This window comes from Streptomyces cinnamoneus, from assembly GCF_014650495.1.
Lineage (GTDB): Bacteria > Actinomycetota > Actinomycetes > Streptomycetales > Streptomycetaceae > Streptomyces > Streptomyces cinnamoneus.
In genome coordinates this window covers 267,261-286,826 of record NZ_BMVB01000006.1, presented here as the reverse complement: position 1 = coordinate 286,826, position 19,566 = coordinate 267,261, and the positions used below count along the sequence as shown (strand labels likewise).

The window sequence follows — 19,566 nt, the reverse complement described above, 5'->3', positions numbered from 1 at the left end:
TCGTGCGGGGTCACTGCATCTTGGGCGGCGGAACGTCGAGGGTGTTGTTCCACTCCTTGGGGTCCTTGTGGCTGCCGTCCGCACTGATCTGTGCGGGGGCACCGTCCCAGCCGGCAGTCGTGGCCGTCACCACCGCCGCCGGGAGCAGGGCGAGCAGCGCGGCTGCGAGCCCGGCCGCCATCCGTGCCCGGTGCGTCCCGGCGGCGGCCGGCTTCGTCACATGCTCCATGGCGAGTTCTCCTCTGCTGGACCGGCCTTCACGGCCGGCCGGCGGCCTGCACTGGCAGCCGCCGGAAGTCCGTCGTTCACTGCCCGCAGCCTGGCACCCCGCGATCTACGTCTGATCAACGACAAGATCAACGACGGGATCAACGGACCCCACACGTGCGCCCCGGAGGACCTTTGACAGGCGGTGGTAAATTCAGTTAGATTCCGTAGTCAATATGGGGAGTTCAAGCGTGGAGCACCTGCAGAGGCTTGGTTCGAGAATCCGGCAGCTCCGGCGCGCCGCAGGTCTGTCCCAGGTCGATCTGGCCGGACAGGACTTCTCCCCGAGCTACATTTCCCTGCTGGAGTCCGGCAAGCGGACCCCGTCGCACGACGTGCTGGTCCAGCTCGCCCACCGGCTGGGCTGCGACCCCGAGTACCTCCTCAACTGCCTGGACCGCGCCGACCGCGGCGAGCTGGAGGTCGAACTCCGCTTCGCCGAGGCGTCCCTGGACCGCGACGGCTCGCCCGAGGCCGCCCTGCACCGCTACGAGGCCGTACAGGACCGGGCCTCCGGCGCGGACCTGCAGGACATCAGGCTCGCCGCCGAACTCGGCATCGCCCAGTCCCTGGAGCGCGCCGGCAGGCTCGCCGACGCCGTCGACCGGTACGAGCACCTGCGGACCTCGGCCGCACAGTCCCAGGGCCGGGTCTCCCGGCTCGCCGTCGTGGTCGCGCTCTGCCGCTGCTACCACGAACTGGGCGACCTCGACTACGCGATCACCCTCGCCGAGGGCGTCCTGACCGAGATGCAGCAGCTCAAGCTGGTCCCCACCCAGGTCGGGGTGGAGCTCCTGGCCTCCCTTGCCGCCCTCTACTGCGAACGCGGGGACGTCCAGCGCGCCCAGCAGCTCACCGGCACCGCGATCCGGCGCGCCGAGGCGGTCGGCACGCCGAAGGCGCTCAGCGCCGCGTACTGGAGCGCCGGCCTCGCCGCGCACGAGAGCGGCAACTCCGCCGATGCCCTGCCGCTGATCCAGCGGGCACTGGAAGCCGGCCCGGCCGGGGAGAACGAACGGGTGGCCGGGCGGCTGCGCGTCCTCCACGCCGAGGTGCTGCTCGGCCTGGACGTCCCCGACGCGGCCGGCGCCCGGACCGTACTGGCCGAGGCGGCGGCTCCGCTCGCCGAGCACGGCCGGCCCGGGGACCGCGCCGCCCACGCGACCGCGGCCGCCCGCGCAGAACTCCTGCTCGGCGATGACGCCGCCGCCTGTGAGCTGGCCGAACGCGCCCTCGCCGAGCTGCCGCCCGAGGCCGGGCCGGAGCGGGCCCGGGCCCTGCTGCTGCTCGCCGAGGCCCGGGCCGGCCGTGGCGGCACCGAGGCGGCCCGGGCCGCCGGGGACGCACGGAAGCAGGCCGCCGAGGCGCTGGCGGGAGCGACCACCGGGCGGCGCGCCGCCGGCGCCTGGGGCGAGCTGGCCACGGCGCTGCACCGGGCCGGTGAGCACGGCCCGGCCGCGCTGGCCTTCCGGCAGGCACTGCACTGCCACGGCCACCGCCTCCCGGAGCCCCCGCGCGCCTGAGGCCGGTGGTGCGGGCCCGGCACGCGACCCGCGGGCCGGGCCCGGCACGGAGGAACGTCCGGGGTATCCGCCGGTAGGCAATTGACGGGCACTGAGAAGACGCCGGATAATAATGCGGCCATGACGCGGCAGAAGCCGCAGTGAATATCGGACACGCGGCGATTCCCCCGATATCGGGGAACGCCGCCATCGGCTCTCTCTCCAGCCGTCCGCGTGGCCTGTCGATGAGCACATCTCGTTATCCGAAGCTCCGAGGCTGCCGCCCGCCCCGAGAGGCGGACACCTCCTCCGGCCGGTGCCGGCCACCGCCGCCCGCAGCCGCGCCCCGCAGCCGACGAGCCGGACCGATCTAGAGGTACTCCATGCCCCTGACCCAGACCGGCGCCATCGTCCACACCGACCTCGAAGAATTCCACGGCCAAGTGGGCTCGTGGACCCCCGGCCGGCCGTTTCCTCTCCTGGCCGGCCCCAGTGTGACCCGCTATCAGGAGCTCCTGGCCAGCCGGGGCGTGACCGACCTGCCGGCCGTCACGCCCGAGCCCCGCCCCGGCGTGGTGCTCTCCGCCGGCAGCCGGGCCGCCCTCGCGGCCGGGCACCTCCTGGCCGCCGCCACCGGACGCCCCCACCAGTACCTGGAGGTGTGGGAGCTGCCCGGTGCGCTGGCCGCCCACCGGGACACACTGGTGGCCGTGGTGGGCCTCGCCGGGGACCTGTCCGCCCTCGGCGACTGGCCGGGCGGCCTCGCGCCCCGGGCCGGCGTGCTGACCGCCCGTGACGCCTCCGCGCTGACGAGCCTGGTCTACCGCACGCTGACCCTCGGGGCGCTGGGCACCACCGGGCGCTTCAAGGTCACCCACCCCTCGGAGTCGGACGCCGCGACCGCCGATGCAGTGGGCTTCGACGAGCTCACGCCGCTGACCCGGGACGCCTTCAAGAGCCTGGTGGTGCGCTCGCACGGCCGCGAGTGCTGCGCACACCTGCCGGACGGGATCATCTGCGGCCGCTCCGACCACCGGGACGGGCTGCTGCCCCTCGTCGAGGACGGCGACCGCGTCCCCTCCTGCCTCCGAGGCGGCGGATGCTTCCGCACCGACCTGGACGACGAGGCCCGGCTGTCCGCGGCGGACGTCAACGCCAGCCTGGTGTTCGTCCAGAGCTGCTCCGCGGTGGCCCTGGGCAACAACGCCTTCCCGACCGAGGTCAATCTGGGGCTCGGCTTCCTCTCCGGCATCTCCGTCGCCGTGGTGGGCCCGGTCGGGGTGCACGCCGCGCAAGGCGTGTCCAAGGACGACTTCGAGGCCGGGGTCGCCGAGGGCCTGCCGCTCGGCGAGGTGGTCGAGCGGCTGAACGTCCACGCCCAGCGCACGACCGGCGAACTGGCCCGGTTCGGCCTGTTCGGCGATCCGGCCCTCACCTTCGCCACCCCGCCGGCACGGCCCCCCGCCGCACGCCGCGCACCGGCCCGGCTCGCCGACGTCGCCGTCACGGGGCTGGCCCCGGCGGATCCGGCCCTGCTGGACCGGCTGGCGTACTGGAACGGCACCGTCCTGCCCCGGCTGGACAGGCTGCACTGGCTGGGCATCGAACCCGACCGGGCACGGATGACGGAGCTGCGCGCCCGGGTCCGCAGTGCGACCCGCGAACAGCTGCGCGGCGTCACGGCCGGGGAGAGCGCGGCACTCGCCGCCGAACTCACCGGGCTGCAGGCCGATCTGATGAAGGAGCTGGTCGACCAGGTGCACCGGAGTTGGTGGCAGTACACCGACGGCACCCTCGCGGCCCTGCGCCAGGTGTCCGCCGAACCGCTCACCTGCCCCGGCTGCCGCAAGGACCGCGCGGTGCTGATGCGCCTCCAGCACCGGGTGGAACCCGAGCTGCGGGTGCAGTGCGTGCAGTGCCGGCGCTGCGGGAGCCTGCAGTGGTCCACCGGGGAGATCGCGGACCCCGGACAGCACGGCGCGTACGAGGTCCGGGCAGGGCGGGGGACCCCGGCCCCGCTGCACCGGCGGGTGGTCAACCCCGCCGGGCAGGAGGCGCACGGCGCCGTGGGCTTCGCGTTCGTGGCGGGCAGCTTCGCGGAGCTGCCGGAGGGCTGGAGCCGCGCCGAGGCACTGCCGCCGCACCGGCACCGCGCGTTCGACTGGACGGTGGACCTCGCCTCGCCCGAGGTGGTGCCGGACGAGCACGAGGCCGTGTTCCTGCAGCTGATCGACGGCGTGTACGAGGCCACCACGCTGACCGTGCTGCTGACGGACTGAGCGCACAGACGAGTCCGGCCGGTCCCCCCGCGGGGGGACCGGCCGGACTCGACTGTGCGCAAAGGTGGTTCAGATGTGCGCAAAGGTGGTTCAGAAGGTCAGGTCCACCCCGTGCAGCGCCTGCCAGAAGGCGGACTGCTGCTCCGGGCCGAAGACCACCTCCGGCGGACGGTCGCCGTCCACCAGCAGCGTGGTGGGCAGGCGGTGTCCCCAGGCCGAGGAGAAGACCGTCGTATAGGCACCGCAGTTGAGCAGCGCCAGCCGGTCGCCGGTCTCCAGCGGCGGCAGTTCGGCGTCCTGGCAGAGCACGTTCTGGGCGTCGCAGGTCTGGTCCCCCACCGCCGTCGGGCGCCACGGGCGCCCGTCCAGGCGGACCGGCAGGGGGTGGTAGACCAGCTCGGGCAGGGGGATCAGCAGGGACGCCCCGGCGTCGGCGATGACCCACTCCCGGCCGCTGTTGTGCTTGACCCCGGAGACGGTGCAGAGCACCGTCGCGGCGTCGGCGACCAGCCAGCGCCCGGGCTCCAGCACCAGCGTGACCTCGTGCCCCAGGACCGCCAGCTCCTTTGCCGCTGCGGCCGCGAAGTCCTCGATCCGGGCCCCTGCACGCTCGAACAGGAACCTGCTCTCCAGCCCTCCGCCGATGTCCACGTACGTGAACCGGATGCCGTAGCGGTGCTCGGCGTCGACCGCGACCGCCGCCAGCGCCCGCACTGCCGAGCGGAACTGCTCCAGGTCCGCGCAGTGGGTCAGCTGGTGGGCGTGCAGGCCCGCCACCTGCAGCCGGTCGGAGGCCAGGCAACGCTGCAGGACCCGGTCGAAGCTGCCGCCGGAGTGGTCGGCGCCGAGCTTCGAACCGGAGCGGTCGAACAGGCCGGAGTCCCGGGAGGGCGGGGTGACCCGCACGGCCACCGGCAGCCGGTCCGGCCCGGACACGGCCCGCTCCAGGGCGGCCACGTCCGATTCGGCGTCGACCACGGTCAGGAACGGCGAGGCCGCGGCGGTCCGCCGGTTGTACGCGTCGCTGCGGCCGATCCCGTTGCTGCACAGGTCCGGGCCGCGTGCGCCGTGGGCCTGTGCCAGCTGCAGTTCGAGGTCGCTCATCGTCTCCAGGCCGACACCCTCCTCCAGCAGGGTGCGCAGCACCGGCCCCACGTAGCACGCCTTCATGGCGTAGCAGAGCCGTACGTCGGAGAAGTGCCGCCCGAACGCCTCGCGCAGCGCCCGGGCGTTGGAGCGCACGCGCTCCGCGTCGAAGACCAGCAGCGGGGAGCCGTAGCGGTCCAGCAGATCGTCGGCGCGGTGACCGCGCAGCCGGAGGCTGCCGTCCCGGTAGTCCAGGCCCAGGTCCATCCCGGCGATGCCGGTGATTTCCCCACGGGCGAGGCCCACCAGCCGCTCGCGCAGCCGGTCGGCCCGCTCGTCGCGGGCGCCCACCGTGGTGGGTGCCGGAGTCGTCTCGGTCATGTCAGGGATTGATCTGGCGGCCGTTGAAGCGCAGCAACAGCGGCAGGTCGCGTATCTCGTCGTGGCCGGTCAGCCACAGCATGAACCGCTCGACGCCCATCCCGAACCCGGCGGTGCGCAGCGGGGTCTCCTCGCGCATGCGCAGGTACCAGGCGTAGTCCGACTCGTCGACCTCGTGCAGTGCCAGGGCCTCGCGCAACTGCTCGGCGGTGGCGTGCCGTTCGCCGCAGCCGACCGTCTCTCCCACACCGAACAGCAGGTCGGCGCAGACCGCCTTGTCCCGGTCGTCCGGGTCGAACGCCTGGTAGAAGGGGACCGAGAGGTGGTCCATGTGCGTCACCCAGGTGAACTGGCCCAGCTCGTCCATCAGCCGGCGCTCACCGGCGCGCGTGAGCGAACGGCAGCCGGGAAACTGCTCGTGGACGTAGGCGGGGTCGTTGCCCAGCAGCTCGACGGCGTCGTCGAAGCGGATCCGGCGGAAGGCGTCGTCGCGCAGCAGCGCGTACAGGTGATCGGTGCCGCCCGCGAACCGGGCCACCAGATCGCCGGCCTGCACCAGGAACACCCCGGCGAGGTGGCGCAGGTACGCCTGCACGGTCTCGACGACCTCGTCCAGGCCGCCCGGCAGCTCCGCCTCGCTGTGGAAGAACTGGCAGAGATGGGTCTGGTCGGCGGGCTCGCCGCGGAAGGACGGCATCACGTAGTAGCTCGGCCCGTCGGTGAGCCGGCTGCTCAGCTCCAGCAGGAACTGCATGGAGTCCGCCAGGTAGGTGTCCACCCCCTCCAGCCGGACCTTGACGGGGGTGGAGTCGCTGCCCCGGCCCATGGGGCTGGAGATGGAGCCGGTGGTGATCGGGAGGTACGCGGCGCGGCCGCCGCGGGCGCGCCAGAAGTCCACGGTGGCGGTGTGGAAGAGGTCGGTGAGCTCGACGAGGTGGCGGTACCACGGGTCCTTGAGGACCGTCAGGTAGTGCGTGTCGGGCTCCTGCCAGCTCTGCGGCGGGCGCAGCTGGAGCTGCCCTGCGATCAGTTCTTGGGACACGGTTCTCCTTGCCGGACGAAAGGTGGGGGCTGGTAGAGGGCGGACGCCAGGCGGCGGCCGAGGGCGGGTGGTGCGGAGAAGAGCGGCGCGGCGAACCAGGACAGGTGCCAGAACGAGATGCCCATCGTCGCCTTGACCGCGAGGTGGAAGGCCGCAGAGGCGCCGCCGAGCAGGGCGCGTTGCGGCCAGGCGGCCACCAGCGCCGGCGCGAAGCCCAGTTCGAAGAGAAGGGTGAGGGCGCTGAGCGCCCCGCTGAGCCGCAGGTCACGGCGGGCCAGCCACTTGCCCAGCGGTGTGCCGAGCTCTCCCCAGGCGGCGCGCAGGGTGCGGCCGTCCGCCCACCGGCGGCCGGCCCCGACGAACTTGGACACCCCGGACTGCAGGTACACCATCGCGTAGTACGCCTGCAGGGCGAGCAGCAGCGCGGAGTCCACCCGGCGGTCGCGGCCGGGCGGCGTGAGGGAGAGCGCGGCGAGGAACAGGTTGAGGTGGCTGTTGTAGCTCCACAGGTCCTCGTGGAACTCGACCACGTACTGCTGCAGCGCCCAGAACGAGAGGTTGGCGAGCGCGCGGACCGCCGGGCTGTCGACGCCCAGGGTCCACGCGCCGACGCTGAGCGTCGTCACCGCACGCAGCAGTTCGTAGGCCGCGGGCGCCAGCACGCGGCGCGGTGCGTCCTGCTGCTCGGCCTGGTCGAGCAGCGGCGCGTACTCTGCGAAGAACGAGCCGGGGGGCAGGTGCCAGACGGTCCTGAGCACCGCCATGCCGGTGGTGAACCGGCACATGGCCAGGCGTTCCGGCGCGTCGGGCTGGGCGAGGGCCATCTCCTGCAGCCGGCCCAGGAGCTGCTCGTGCAGCGCGGATGCCGGGGCGGGTGGGCCCGGTGCGGCCGTCACAGGAACAGGGCGGGCTCGCTCCCCGCGTCGACCTTGCGGTACACGTAGGTGGTGTAGCCGAGGTACTTCATGTTCTCGTTGAACGAACCGAAGATGTGCTGGAACCGCTCGAACAGCGCTTCCCGGGCCGCCTCCGACCAGCCCTGCGCGCAACGCTCCACCATGGCGCGGCTGTACGCCTCGACCTCCTCGTCCGTGCGCCACGCGGCGTCGGCGTCGGTGCGCCAGTAGGGCTGCAGCTGCGGGGTGTCGTACAGGTCGAGCCAGTACTCGCGGCTGTACTGCGGGACGGGCACCTCGATGACCTCGGAGACCCGGTCGAGCAGCTCCTGGGGAGGCTGCTTGCGGTAGTAGAACTGCACGTCGCCGAGGAGACCGAAGGTCTTGGTGACGCGGATCTGCTCGTCGACGGCCCGCCGGTGGTCACGGACGAAGGCCATCGCACCGCCCGACAGGACGACGTCGAACTCGCCGTCGGCGTAGGGCAGCTCGCGGGTGTCCTGCTGCTCGTAGCGGACCAGGTGGTCCAGGCCCTCCTGCTTGGCCCGGAGGTTGGCGGCTTCCGCCATGTCCGGCGAGATGTCGATGCCCAGGAGGGAGGCGCCGGTGCGGCGGGCGAGCTCACGGCTGAGGAAGCCGGCGTTGCAGCCCGCGTGGAGGGCCTTCACGCCGGGGCGCAGGTGCAGGTGCAGAGCCAGGTCGTGGACGGTCGCCAGGCCGCCGGGCGGGAGGTTGGACTCGCCCAGCATGGCCAGCAGCTGCACGTAGGGCTTCTGGACGATCTCGTCCACGGTCACGGTCACGATGGTCCCTCCGAGGGTGTCTTGGGGCTGCGGGATGACGAGGAGTGATCCCGTTCCGGTAAAGATGACAACAGTCTATGACTCAAGTGTCAACACTTGATGGTCAACTTGGTCGATGTGATCGTCGGAGACCTCGCCAAATGGCCGTCTGTGCAGCGATTATGGTGGGCAGAGCTGCACGCGTTGGCTTGACTCATGTGTTTGACAAGCTATCCGGAAAGGAACCCCATGTTCCGTACCAGGCATCTACCCGCAGTCATCCTCGGCACTGCCACCGCCTACCTGGGCGCACAGCTGTGGCACACCGTGCGGGACCGCAACCGCTGGCCCTTCTGTGCCTACAACATGTTCAACTACCGTGTCCCGGAGACCTGGGAGCAACTGCGGATCGTCCTCTACGACGACCGCGGGCGGACCACGGGCCCGCAGGACCCGTGGGGGCTGCTCCCGGTCGAGTTCTTCCGGGTGGTCTCCATCCTGGAGTCCGTCCTGATCGGCAACCAGGACGAGAAGCTCAAGGAAGCGTTCTGCGAACGGACGCTGCACCGGCTGAACACCGCCCGCTGGCCGGACTTCGACGAGGTACGGGCCTCGGCGACCCTGCCGGACGGAAGGCCGTTCGCCGCCCTGGAGGTGTACCTGGTGGAGGTCGACGCGGTCCGCTGCGATCCGCGCGACCGGGCCAGCGTGCTCGGCGCCGCCCTGCTGCACCGCCACGACCCCGGCCGGGTCACCGGGCCGGACGGGCCCCGCTGGCGGCCGGCCGCCGGATCCCGCGCCGTGTCCGGCGGCGTCCGCGGGGACATCTGATGCCCCGGCCCGCCGACACCCTCCTGCTGCCCCCGGCGCTCCGGCCGGGGGACACCATCGCAGTCGTGTCCCCCGCCTGCCCGGCCGCGGCCTCGCTCCCCGCCGAGGTCGGGCGCGGCCTGGCCGCGCTGCGCGCACTCGGCTTCCGGACCACGACCATGCCGCACGCCCTCGGCCGCCGGCGCTGGACCGCCGGCACCGTCGAGCAGCGCCTGGACGACCTGCACGCCGCCTTCGCCGACCCGGCGGTCCGCGGCGTGCTCTACACCATCGGCGGCGACCACTCCGCGCAGCTGCTGCCCGGTCTCGACCTGGACCTCATCGCGGCCAACCCCAAGGTGCTGTGCGGATACTCGGACGCGACCGTGCTGCTGTCGGCCGTACACGCCCGCACCGGGCTGGTCACCTTCTACGGGCCGGCGCTCATCCCGCAGTTCGGCGAGCTGCCGGCCCCCTACCCGGAGACCGTGGAGCACTTCCTGCGCGTGGCGGGCACACCCGCGCCGGCCGGACCGTGCCCGGTGCTCCCGTACCAGGTGGTCGACCTCGACTTCGCCCGCCGCGAGCGGGAGCAGCGGCCCCGGGACCGCTCGGCCGCGCCCCCGCGCACCGTGCTCGTCCCCGGTACGGCCGAGGGACCGGTGCTGGCCGCCTGCCTGCCCTCGCTGCGGCACCTGATCGGTACGCCGTGGCAGCCGGACACCCGCGGGCGCCTGCTCTTCCTGGAGCCGTCCGAGCCGCCCTACTCACCGGCCACCGCCGACGCCGACCTCTGGCACCTGAGCAACTCCGGGCTGCTGGACGAGGTCGCCGGAGTGGTCTTCGGCCGCCCGCTGGGCTGGAGCGAGGACGACCGGCACGCCTTCCACGAGGCCGCGCTGGACTGCCTGGCCCGGCTGGGCGTGCCGGTCCTGGCCGACCTGGAGTTCGGCCACACCAATCCCATCCTCACCCTGCCCAACGGCGTCGCGGCGCGGCTCGGCGGGACCGAGGTGACCCTGCTCGGCCCGGCCGTGGCCTGACCGCACCACGGCGAAGGTCCCGCCTGCTCCGGGAGCAGGCGGGACCTTCGTTCGTCCGCGGGCGTCAGGACGTGAGCAGGTCGTCCAGCAGCCGGTGCGCCAGCGTCAGCTTGTCCCGGTCGGCCAGCGCGGCCAGGGACGGCCAGAGCACCGTGCACGCCGCGGTGGCGGCCGGTGCCTCCGGGCGGCCCGCCGGCGGACGGAGCTCCGCGGCGGGCGCGGGTGCGGCCACCACCGGGGCCGGTGCGGCCACCGCGGGAGCGGGGGACGGGGGCGCGCAGGCGGCGGGGGCGTCGGCCGGGGGAGCGGCGGTCAGACCGAGCAGGTACGTCTCGACGGAGTCGGCCGTCAGCAACTCCTTCAGCACGGCGGGCAGGCCCAGTTCCTGACCGAGCCGGCTAACCAGCCGGGCCGCGTCGAGCGAGGAGGCGCTGAGCTCGAACCAGGGCGCGTCGAGGTCGCCGTCCGGCAGGACGGTGTGCGCCAGCGCCAGCGCGGGCTGTTCCGGCTCCACGACGGGTCGTGCGGTCAGCATCCGGAGATCCACCTTTCCGTTCCGGTTCAGCGGCAGCGAGGCCGTGAACTCGACCACGCTGCCGTGCAGGTAGGCCGGCAGCTGCCGCCGGATCTCCCGCCGCAGCGCGCTCCGGTCGGCGCCGGCGGCGGGCACGACGAAGAGCCGGAGCCGCTGGACGCCGCCCACCCGGTCCGCCGTGACCACGGCCTGCTGGACGCCCGGCACGCGCAGCACGGTGGCCTCCACCTCGGCGGGCTCGATCCGTACGCCGGAGATCTTGACCTGCCGGTCGCGGCGGCCGAGGAAGTCCAGGCCGCCGTCCGGCCTGCGGCGCACGATGTCGCCCGTCCGGTAGACCGGCTCGCCGGTCGCGGAGTGGGGATCGGGGACGAACCGGGTCGCCGTCTCGGCCGGCAGGCCGAGGTAACCGAGCGCCAGCCCGCCGCCGCCGATCCACAGCTCGCCCTCCCGGCCGTCGGCCACCGGCCGGCCGGAGCAGTCCACCAGGCGGTGGGTGTTGAAGGGAAGCACCGCACCGATCGACGGCGTCTCCGTCGCCCCGGCCTTGATCCAGGCCGCGCTGGCCACCACCGTGCACTCGGTGGGGCCGTAGACGTTCAGCACCTGGCAGCCGAGCCCGGACGGGACGGGGTGCAGCCGGTCGCCGCCGGCTGTGAGCACCCGCAGGCTCTCCGGCAGGGGGAGCTCCATCAGCATCTCGGCGACCGGGGTGGGGGCGAAGGCGACCTCCACCCGTCGGCGCTCCAGCCAGTCGGCGAGCAACTGCGGGTCCACGCGGGCTTCGTACGGTGCGATCCGCAGCTGCCCGCCGGCGGTCAGCGTGGGCCACACCTCCCAGACCGACGCGTCGAAGCCGATGCTGGCGATCTGGGCGACCACGCTGCCGGGCTCCAGGGCCAGTTCGGTACGGGCCCAGTCCGCCAGCAGGGCCAGCGAGCCCCGGCTGACCTGGACGCCCTTCGGGGCGCCCGTGGTGCCGGAGGTGAACAGGGTGTAGGCGACCTCGGGTCCCGGCGGCGGCACGGCATCGCCCCCGTCCAGCCCCCTGTCCGGCGCGCCGTCCGCGAGGAGCGACTCCCAGCGGACGGTGCGCAGCTCCGGCAGCCGTTCGGCCAGCTCGTCCGCCACCGTGCCGTGATCCGGTCCCGTCAGGTCGATCAGCAGGTCGCAGCCGGAGTTCTGCAGCATCAGGGCGAGCCGGTCCACGGGCTGGTACTGGTCGAGCGGTACGTAGCCGCTGCCGGCGCGCAGCACTCCGTAGACCGCTGCGAAGAACCGCACCGACGCCTCGCCGAGCAACGCGACCGTCGACCCGGCCCCGCAGTGCGGGGCGAGGCCGCCGGCCACCCGGTCACCGGTCGCGGCCAGGGCGGCGTAGGTCAGCTCGCCCTGCTCGTCGCTGATCGCCGGGGCGCCGGGCCGGTCGAGCGCGGCGGCGCGCACGGCGTCCACCACGTCCCGGGCGGGCACGGCGCGGGGCTCCGGTGCGGCGACGGGGCTGCTCAGCAGTGCCCTCAGGTGATCGACGAATCCGCTCCACAGCCGCCAGAGCAGGTCCTCCGGCACCTCGGTGCGGCGGCCCTCGATCAGCAGCTCGACCGTCCCGGCGGCTTCGTTGGCGAGCACCACCACGTTCACGGGGAACTTGGCCGCGCCGTGGAAGACGCCGAGCTCGACCCGGGCGCGTTCGCCCGCCAGGACCAGTTCCTGCCTCGGCTGCTCGTGCAGGCTGAAGGCGACGGCCAGTGGTTCCCGCACGGTGGCCCCCGGCACGGCGCGCAGCGCCCGCACCAGGTCGGACACCGGCAGGTCGGACCGGGTCCCGGCCTCCCGCAGCGCCTCGGCCGCCGCCCGCAGCCGCTCCGCGGGCGGGGCGTCCTCGTCCCGGCGGCAGCGCACGGGCACGGTGGAGACGAACATCCCGACCGTCTCCTGGTGCTCGGGGGGCCGGTTGGCGACGGCCGTGCCGATCAGGTACTCCCGCCCGGAGGGCACGCCGCCCGCCTCGCCGACGGCTCCGGCGAAGGCGCCGAAGAGCACGGTGAACAGGGACAGTCCGGCCTCCTGCGCGGTCCGGCGGGCGGCCGCCAGCAGCTGCCCGGGCACCGGCAGCCGCAGGAAGTGGTCCTCGCCCTCCTCCGCTCCGTCCGAGGGGCCGGCCGGGGACGCGAGGACGAGCGGGGCGACGTCCGCGCAGGCGGAGGCCAGCGCGGACACCTCGGCGGCGGTGTCGGGCCGGGGGCTCGCCGCGTACCGGAAGTACCCGTGGTCCACCTCCTGCCGGCCGGGCAGGTCCTCGGCCAGGCTGTCGACCAGCCGGCTGAACGAGACGCCGTCGTGGACCAGATGGTGCTCGGTGTGGACGAGCGTGGCCCGCCCGCCGGGCAGCCGGACCAGGGTCCAGCGCACCAGCGGTCCGGTGGCCAGGTCGAAGGGCCGATCGGCGCCGGCCGCCCGGGCGAGCTCGCGCGGTGCGGGCCCCTGCACGTCCAGGTCCACCACGGCGACGCGCGGGGCGTCGGCCGCTCCGGCGTCCCCCGCCACCTGGTGCGGCAGGCCGTCGACGGTGACGATCCTGGTCCGGAACAACGGGAACCGGTCCAGCACGGCGCGGAAGACGTCGTCCAGCGCCGCCGGCTCCGGTGCCCGGGTGAAGTGGAAGAGGGCGCTGAAGTGGTATCCGGTGAACTCCGGGTCCAGGAGCGACTGGTACCAGATCAGCTGCTGCTGCCAGGAGAGCGGGACGAGCGCGCCCGGCGCCGGCGGCGCCACCGGCGCCGCGGGGGCATCGGCGGCGACCGGGGCGAGGCCGGCGAGGTACCCGCCCAGATCGGAGGTGGTCAGCAGCCCCACCGCGTCCGCGGCCCGCCGCGCGCCGCGGCGGATCCGGTGGGCCGCCCGTGCCGCCTGCAGCGAGCTGCCGCCGAGCCGGGCGAACGCCGCTCCGTCCAGGGCCTTTGGCGGCACTCCCAGGGCCTCCGCCACGATCGCCGTCGCCGTCGGCTGGGTCTTGGTGAATTCGGTGTCGGACACCTCAGGACTCCTTGCTTTCCGAATGCTGCAGTTCCTGTACGCGCCGGGTGAGCGCCGCGGGTGTGGGGGCGCGGAAGAACTCGCGGACCAGCACCTGGACGCCGAAGCGCCGCCGGATCTCGGCCAGTACGGCGTTCACGCCGATCGAGTTGCCGCCCGCGTGGAAGAAGTCCTCTTCCGGTCCGAGCGGTGCGCCGAGCACCTGCTCGATGACGGTGTCGACGACCTCGGCCACCTGGGCCGGTCCGGCCGGGCCGGGCAGGCCGGGGGGTGCTGCGGAGCCGGTCGCGGCCGGCTCCGGTGGCGTCCGGTGGATGTCGGTGTCGGCCACGGGGGGCTCCTCGTCTCTCGGGTCGTGCAGTTCCTGTACGCGTCGGGTGAGCGCCGCGGGTGTGGGCGCCTGGAAGAACTCGCGGACCAGTACCCGGACGCCGAAGCGCCGCCGGATCTGGGCCAGTACCGTGCTCACGCCGATCGAGTTGCCGCCCGCCCGGAAGAAGTCGTCGTCCGGGCCGAGCGGTGCGCCGAGCACCTGCTCGATGACGGCTTGGACCACCTCGGCCACCGGCGACGGCGCGGCGGGGGACCGGCCCGCGTCCGTCACCGGGGCCTGCGCCGCGAGGGCGGGAACGCCCTCGGCGACCCGGCCGAGCGCGGCCAGGAGCTCCTCGCCGAAGCGCCCTGTGAGCGTGGTGTTGCCGGGATGGCTGAGGTGCAGCGTCACCTGCGTGCCGTCGTCGACGAAGGTGATGCCGAGCCCGTTCTTGGCGCCGGTGCTGATCGGGCGCAGCACCCCGGCCCGCAGCTCCCCGTACTGCTCGGGAGGACGGGAGCGGACGGCGGTGACCATGACCCGCCACGGCACGGTCGGCGCGCCGTCGTCCCGGGTGGGTTGCGCGTCGGCGACGAGCGGCAGCAGATCGAGCAGCGAGGTGGCGCAGTGCCCGACGGTGTCGAGCAGGACGGCCTGGGTGGCCTGCAGCAGCCCGGTTCCCGCCGCGGCCGCGTCGGGCAGGTGGACGGGCAGCACCGTGGTGTAGTTGCCGAGTTCCGCATCGGCCGTGTCGCGCTGGTCCAGCGGCATCCCCACCACTTGGTGGGCCGCACCGCCCCGCTCGTGGACCACCAGGGCGAGGGCGGCGAGGAATCCGGTGAAGAGGGACACCCGCTCGCGCCGGCAGCGGTCGGCGAGCGAGGCCCGCAGTTCCGGTCCGACGGTGAAGGATCCGACGGCGCCGGGCCGGCCGGCGGAGCCGGCGCCCGCGGCAGGTTGCGCGAGCAGCTCCAGCGGCCGGGTCCGGCCGTCGAACGCCCGCCGCCAGTGGGCGGCGGCCTTCCCGCCGTCCCGCAGGCGGCGTTGCAGCTGGCGGCCGACGTACTCGGCGTACGGGGCGACGGCGACGGGCGGTGCGCCTGCGTAGCGGCTGAGGCTCTCGTGCAGCAGCTGCGCCAGCGCGGCACCGTCGAGCACCAGATGGTGCGAGGCGAGCAGCAGGTCGTGGCGGTCCGGTGCGTGTCTCAGCAGTACCGCGCGCAGCTGGCACGGGCTCCCGAGGTCGAACGGGCGGCGGGCACGTTCCAGGAGGAACGCCTCCGGGTCGACGGCCCCGGCCGCCTCGTGGACCTCGAATTCCGGCCGCGCCGCCGCGGCGGGGTGCACCAGGACGCGCGGTTCGCCGCCGTCGTGATGGAACGAGCAGCGCAGCTGGGCGTGGCTCGCCGTCACCTCGGTCAGCGCCCGGCGCAGTCGCTCCGGGTCCAGGGCTCCGGTCAGGGGGGCCGTTCCGGCGATGTGGTAGCCGGCCGGATCGCCGGTCATGCGCTGGAAGAACCAGAAGTCGCGCTGTTCGGTGCCGGCGGCGGCCGCCGCCGGCTGCTGGGGGGAGCTCATCGGATCTCCCCCCGCAGCTCGGTTCCGCAGCGCTCGCCCAGCCGGGCGGCCAGTGCGCGCAGCGCCTGCTTGGCCTCGGGCTTGTCGGCCGAGGGCGGCAGGTCCAGGGCGACGGAGAGGGTGACCGACGTGCGCCCGCCGTGCCAGACGTCCTTCACCGAGGCGCTGATCCGGTGCACGCCGGGAAGCGCGACCTGTGCCGCGGCGGCGGAGAGGGCGTCCGGGTCGGTGCCGTCGGCGCACCAGAAGGACAGGTCGTGGACGTGCCGGCTGTCCTCGCGCGGACGGTACCGCTCCAGGTCCGGCCCGGCCGGGCCGAGGACGTCCCGTCCGGGGGCGTCGGCCGCCGCCACCACGGCCAGCCGGTGCAGCAGCCGGGCCTGGTCGAGCCCCAGTCCGGCGGCGAGCCGGGCGGTGGCGGACACCGCCCGGCGCAGCACGTGTCCCTGCGCCCGTGAGGAGGTCCGCACGCCGGCCGCGTAGAGCCTGACGAGCAGCCCGAGCAGGTCGGCGAGCTTGGCCTCCTCGGCGTTGCGGGCCCCGACGACCGCGCCGGCGGGCGTGCAGTCCAGCACCCATGGGCTGTTGTCGAGGCAGGCCGCGAGGGTCTCCAGGCCGATGCCGAAGCCGTACCCGGCGACCTCGCCGTCCCGCTCGAACGCGATCAGGTTGCCGAGGTCGCGGAAGTGCCCGTCGGCCTGGCGGACGGCGACGGTGGCTCCCCGGCCGCTGAGCCGGGGGTGGCCGAAGCCCCACCGGTAGTAGTCGCGCTCCTCGGTGTCGAGGAGGGCCGGCCCGGTCCAGCCGGCCTCCCAGGCCGCACAGAGGTCGGTGTCGTCGTGGGCGGCCTTGAAGGCGACCGACGGCCCGTCGAGCCCGAGCGTGGTGGTGAGGTACCCGGCCACCGCTGCGGCCAGCGCGCGGGCCCGGGCAGCGGGCGCCAGCACCCCCAGCATCTCGAACTGCAGCACGAATTCGGTGGCGAAGCCCTCTTCGAACACCTCGTCGAGGTTGTGGACCCGGACGCAGGGCTGACGCACCGCCACCCCGGGGGCCGGCAGGGCCGACTCGCCCAGCAGGAACGGCTTGAACGGCACCACCGCGGAGTTGGTGAACAGGATCGTGCGGTCGTGGTGCGGGATCGCCGGCTCGGGGTCCAGGAGGGTGAACCCGGCGGCCTGCGTGAAGTGGTCCAGGAAGTCCCGGCCCAGCCGGTCCAGCCGTTCGCGGCGACCGTGTGCGAGGTCCGTCATGGCGTCCGTCATCGCTCTTCCTCCCGTACCGCCGCGCAGCGGTACTGGCGCTCGATGCGCTCGACGGCGGACTCGAAGCCGGCTGCCGTCGCCGCGCCGACCACCAGCAGCACGCACCAGGCGGACGGGTGGTCCGGGTCGACGCGGTCGCCGGTCCGGTGGACGAACTCCCAGTCCAGGATCGCCGGGTCGGCCCGCAGGGCCTCCTCGTCGGGCAGCTCGGTCAGCACTCCCGCCGTGGGAGGCGCGAGATTGAGCCAGCCGATGTAGCGGTGCGGGGGCGGGCCGAAGGCGAGCGACCGACCGCTGCCGCCGGTCAGCTCCTCGGCCCAGACCTCGCGGAAGTCCACGCCGAGATGGGCGCTGAGCGCCTCCGGGGCGAAGGCCCCGGCCGGCCGCGAGGCGATCTCCGAGAACACCGGCTCGCCGCCCTCCGGGTCGCGGAACATCTCCAGGTGGGTCACGCCGGAGCCGAGCCCGAGCACCTTGTTGAGCGCCCGGTGCCGTTCCTCGACCCAGGCGTACAGCTGCGGGTCGTCCTCCCTGGGCACGATCACCGCGCCGTTGCGCCGGCCCGCCCCGGCCAGCGACAGCCGGGGTTCGAGGTAGCGGCTGATCCGCAGGAACCACGGCTCGCCGTCCCGCCACACGGCGTCGACGTGGTACTCGCGGCCGGCCACGAACTCCTCCACCAGCAGCTGCCGGGAGCCGAGTTCGGGGGCGAGCGCGCGGCGGCCGTCGAGGAGCGTCCGCAGCTCGTCCGCGGTCTCCGCCTTCGCGGTCGACAACGTGCCCATGCCCGTCACCGGCTTGACCACCAGGGGGAGACCGAGCTCGGCGACCAGCGCCTGCGGATCCGTCTCCGCCGGGCCGGCGGTGGGCAGGCTGCGGAACCGGGCGTGGCGCCAGCCGGCCTCGGCCGCCCGCAGCTTCATCAGCCGCTTGTCCCGGGTGGCGGCCGCCGACCCGGGGGAGGGGCTGTCGAGACCGAGCAGATGGGCGAGGTGACCGGCCCCGAACTGGCTGAACTCGGTGAAGCCGGCGACCTTCTCGACCGGCGCCCCGGACAGCAGCAGATCGACCGCCACCGCGCTCAGTTCGTCGATCGAGTCGAAGTGCCCGACGCGGTGGACCGAGGCCGCCCGGGCCAGCAGCTCCGGATCGGGCCCGAGGGCCCAGTCGTAGTCGTCCAGGACGAGATGGACCGCCGCACCGCGGGCCAGCAGGATGCGCAGCATCGGCCGGTCCCACTTGCAGAAGACTATGTGCACAGGAGATCCCCAGAAGATGTGGTGGGAGGAGGCCGTCAGCGGACCGCGCCGGACGGCACGGCGGCCGGGCGGCGCGCCCGGCCGAGCGGCGAGCGGACGAAGACGAGGCCGAGGAGGACGAGCAGCGAGCCGATCACGACGTAGACCGGACCGGGGCGGCCGACCTGCGCGACCACCGCACCGCCGCCGAGGGCGCCCAGCGGGACGGCGCACTTGGCGAGCACCCCCGAGGCGGTCAGCACCCGGCCGAGCAGTTCCTCGGGCACGGTCGCCTGACGCAGGCTCATGGTGGCGATGTTGAAGAGCACCCCCAGCCCGGAGGCCACCGCCCAGGCGCCGACCGCCAGCGGGTAGTGGCCGGTCAGTCCCAGTGCCGCGGTGCACACCCCGACCCCGGCCACCGAGCCGAGGGTGAGCGCGCCGAACGGCAGCCGGTCGGAGATCCGGCCGGCCGCCAGCGAAGCGGCGACGGCACCCGCCCCGCCGCAGCCGAACAGCCAGCCGAGCTGCCCGTCGTCGGCGCCGAAGGCGCTCTTGGCCAGCAGCACCAGCTGGGCGACGGCCGTCGCCTGGACCAGGTTGACCAGCAGCAGCATCGCCGCCAGCGAGCGCAGCACGGGCTCGGCCAGGACGTAGCGCAGCCCTTCCCGGATGTCGCCCGACAGCCGGGAGAGCACGCCCTGCGGGGCGCGCCGGTCAGCGCCCGCCCTGTCGCCGGAGGCACCGCTGATCTGCGGCAGCGAGAGGATCACGGCGGCCGACACCAGGTACGAGCCGGCGTCCAGCAGCACCAGCTCCTGGAGCGGCATCACCGTGACCAGCACCCCGGCGAGCGCGGGGCCGAGCACGGCCATCGCCGAATCCCCGGCCTCCAGCAGGCCGTTGGCCCGCACGAGTCCGGCGCCGTCGACCAGGCGGGGCACGGCCGCGATGCTCGCGGCGTCGAAGCCGATCCGCAGCGTGGTCAGGAGGAAGGACGTCAGGTACAGCTCCGCCGTGTGCAGCCTGCCGACCGCCGCGAGGGCGGGCAGTGCCGCCAGCACCGCGGCCGAGGCGAGGTTGGTGCCGACGAGCATCCAGCGGCGGTCGACCCGGTCGGCGACCGCGCCGATCACCAGCCCGAAGAGCAGGTAGGGCAGGTACGCCGCAGCGAGCGCGCCGCCGAGCAGCACGGCCGAACCGGTGCTCCGGTAGACCAGCAGCGGTAACGCGAACGCGGTGAAGGCGGAGCCCAGAGCGGAACACGTCTCGCCGCCCAGGAACCGCCAGTAGGCGCCCGGCAGGCGCCGCGGATCAGCCATCACAGGTCTCCCCGACTCTCGGACTGGCGAGGTCAACGTACTGAGGTGTCAGTCGATCAGTCAACGATCATAGTCACAGAGTTTGGGCGCATAGTGCCTGAGAAATACGGTGTGAGGCTGCCGTAGGCGGGTTGATCGTTGACTCACTCAGTCAAGTCGTGTTGTCATCAGCGTTCCCTGGTCCGAACACG

The 19,566-nt window shown here is 73.8% G+C and carries 14 protein-coding genes; 4 read left to right on the top strand and 10 right to left on the bottom strand.

Annotation, left to right across the window (positions count from 1 at the left end; all coding sequences use genetic code 11):
- Positions 1-10: 10 nt before the first annotated feature.
- Positions 11-229, bottom strand: a complete 219-nt coding sequence (locus IE182_RS11700; protein ID WP_190109665.1) for a hypothetical protein — start codon at positions 227-229, stop codon at positions 11-13.
- 229 nt (positions 230-458) lie between these two features.
- Here IE182_RS11700 and IE182_RS11695 point away from each other — a divergent pair, with 229 nt between their 5' ends.
- Both IE182_RS11695 and IE182_RS11690 read left to right on the top strand, forming a co-directional pair.
- Positions 459-1,790, top strand: a complete 1,332-nt coding sequence (locus IE182_RS11695; protein WP_190109664.1) for a helix-turn-helix domain-containing protein — start codon at positions 459-461, stop codon at positions 1,788-1,790.
- A 362-nt stretch (positions 1,791-2,152) separates the two neighbouring features.
- Positions 2,153-4,048 (top strand): hypothetical protein, encoded by a 1,896-nt coding sequence (locus tag IE182_RS11690; RefSeq protein WP_190109663.1) that lies wholly within the window; start codon positions 2,153-2,155, stop codon positions 4,046-4,048.
- A gap of 90 nt (positions 4,049-4,138) precedes the next feature.
- Here the strand turns inward: IE182_RS11690 and IE182_RS11685 are convergent, their stop codons facing one another.
- From IE182_RS11685 to IE182_RS11670, 4 genes are read right to left on the bottom strand one after another with little or no spacing between them, the layout of a single operon-like run.
- Complete coding sequence (locus IE182_RS11685) at positions 4,139-5,515, bottom strand: diaminopimelate decarboxylase family protein (protein WP_190109662.1); 1,377 nt, start codon at positions 5,513-5,515, stop codon at positions 4,139-4,141.
- A gap of 1 nt (position 5,516) precedes the next feature.
- Entirely contained in the window at positions 5,517-6,557 is a 1,041-nt protein-coding gene (locus IE182_RS11680) for an amino acid--tRNA ligase-related protein (RefSeq protein ID WP_190109661.1), read from the bottom strand.
- Positions 6,542-7,453, bottom strand: a complete 912-nt coding sequence (locus IE182_RS11675; protein ID WP_190109660.1) for an HTTM domain-containing protein — start codon at positions 7,451-7,453, stop codon at positions 6,542-6,544. The genes IE182_RS11680 and IE182_RS11675 overlap by 16 nt, the downstream gene beginning before the upstream one ends.
- Positions 7,450-8,256, bottom strand: coding sequence for a class I SAM-dependent methyltransferase (locus IE182_RS11670; protein WP_190109659.1), 807 nt, complete (start codon positions 8,254-8,256; stop codon positions 7,450-7,452). The genes IE182_RS11675 and IE182_RS11670 overlap by 4 nt, the downstream gene beginning before the upstream one ends.
- 228 nt (positions 8,257-8,484) lie before the next feature.
- Here IE182_RS11670 and IE182_RS11665 point away from each other — a divergent pair, with 228 nt between their 5' ends.
- Both IE182_RS11665 and IE182_RS11660 read left to right on the top strand, forming a co-directional pair.
- On the top strand, positions 8,485-9,066 hold the full coding sequence (locus tag IE182_RS11665) for a hypothetical protein (protein ID WP_190109658.1): 582 nt from the start codon (positions 8,485-8,487) through the stop codon (positions 9,064-9,066).
- The gene (locus tag IE182_RS11660) at positions 9,066-10,088 is read left to right on the top strand and encodes a S66 peptidase family protein (protein ID WP_190109657.1); all 1,023 of its coding nucleotides are present in this window, start codon (positions 9,066-9,068) and stop codon (positions 10,086-10,088) included. Before IE182_RS11665 ends, IE182_RS11660 begins: the two co-directional genes overlap by 1 nt.
- Positions 10,089-10,152: 64 nt before the next feature.
- Here IE182_RS11660 and IE182_RS11655 read toward each other — a convergent pair whose 3' ends face one another.
- Genes IE182_RS11655 through IE182_RS11635 form a run of 5 tightly spaced genes read right to left on the bottom strand, consistent with a single transcriptional unit; the run spans position 10,153 to position 19,375 of the window.
- Entirely contained in the window at positions 10,153-13,659 is a 3,507-nt protein-coding gene (locus IE182_RS11655; RefSeq protein ID WP_190109656.1) for an amino acid adenylation domain-containing protein, read from the bottom strand.
- A 1-nt stretch (position 13,660) separates the two neighbouring features.
- Positions 13,661-15,550: a condensation domain-containing protein gene (locus IE182_RS11650; protein ID WP_190109655.1), complete on the bottom strand. Its 1,890-nt coding sequence runs from the start codon at positions 15,548-15,550 to the stop codon at positions 13,661-13,663.
- On the bottom strand, positions 15,547-16,815 hold the full coding sequence (locus IE182_RS11645) for an alanine--tRNA ligase-related protein (RefSeq protein WP_190109654.1): 1,269 nt from the start codon (positions 16,813-16,815) through the stop codon (positions 15,547-15,549). The genes IE182_RS11650 and IE182_RS11645 overlap by 4 nt, the downstream gene beginning before the upstream one ends.
- A complete protein-coding gene (locus IE182_RS11640; RefSeq protein ID WP_190109653.1) occupies positions 16,812-18,074 on the bottom strand; it encodes an ATP-grasp domain-containing protein in 1,263 nt (420 codons plus the stop codon). Before IE182_RS11640 ends, IE182_RS11645 begins: the two co-directional genes overlap by 4 nt.
- A gap of 35 nt (positions 18,075-18,109) precedes the next feature.
- The gene (locus IE182_RS11635) at positions 18,110-19,375 is read right to left on the bottom strand and encodes an MFS transporter (RefSeq protein ID WP_190109652.1); all 1,266 of its coding nucleotides are present in this window, start codon (positions 19,373-19,375) and stop codon (positions 18,110-18,112) included.
- Between the last annotated feature and the right edge of the window lie 191 nt (positions 19,376-19,566).

Bases quoted from the DNA above. Each gene is read 5' to 3' on its own strand.
- IE182_RS11700 (WP_190109665.1), bottom strand. From the start codon at position 229: ATGGAGCATGTGACGAAGCCGGCCGCCGCCGGGACGCACCGGGCACGG.
- IE182_RS11690 (WP_190109663.1), top strand. From the start codon at position 2,153: ATGCCCCTGACCCAGACCGGCGCCATCGTCCACACCGACCTCGAAGAA.
- IE182_RS11685 (WP_190109662.1), bottom strand. From the start codon at position 5,515: ATGACCGAGACGACTCCGGCACCCACCACGGTGGGCGCCCGCGACGAG.
- IE182_RS11665 (WP_190109658.1), top strand. From the start codon at position 8,485: ATGTTCCGTACCAGGCATCTACCCGCAGTCATCCTCGGCACTGCCACC.
- IE182_RS11660 (WP_190109657.1), top strand. From the start codon at position 9,066: ATGCCCCGGCCCGCCGACACCCTCCTGCTGCCCCCGGCGCTCCGGCCG.
- IE182_RS11650 (WP_190109655.1), bottom strand. From the start codon at position 15,550: ATGAGCTCCCCCCAGCAGCCGGCGGCGGCCGCCGCCGGCACCGAACAG.
- IE182_RS11645 (WP_190109654.1), bottom strand. From the start codon at position 16,815: ATGACGGACGCCATGACGGACCTCGCACACGGTCGCCGCGAACGGCTG.
- IE182_RS11635 (WP_190109652.1), bottom strand. From the start codon at position 19,375: ATGGCTGATCCGCGGCGCCTGCCGGGCGCCTACTGGCGGTTCCTGGGC.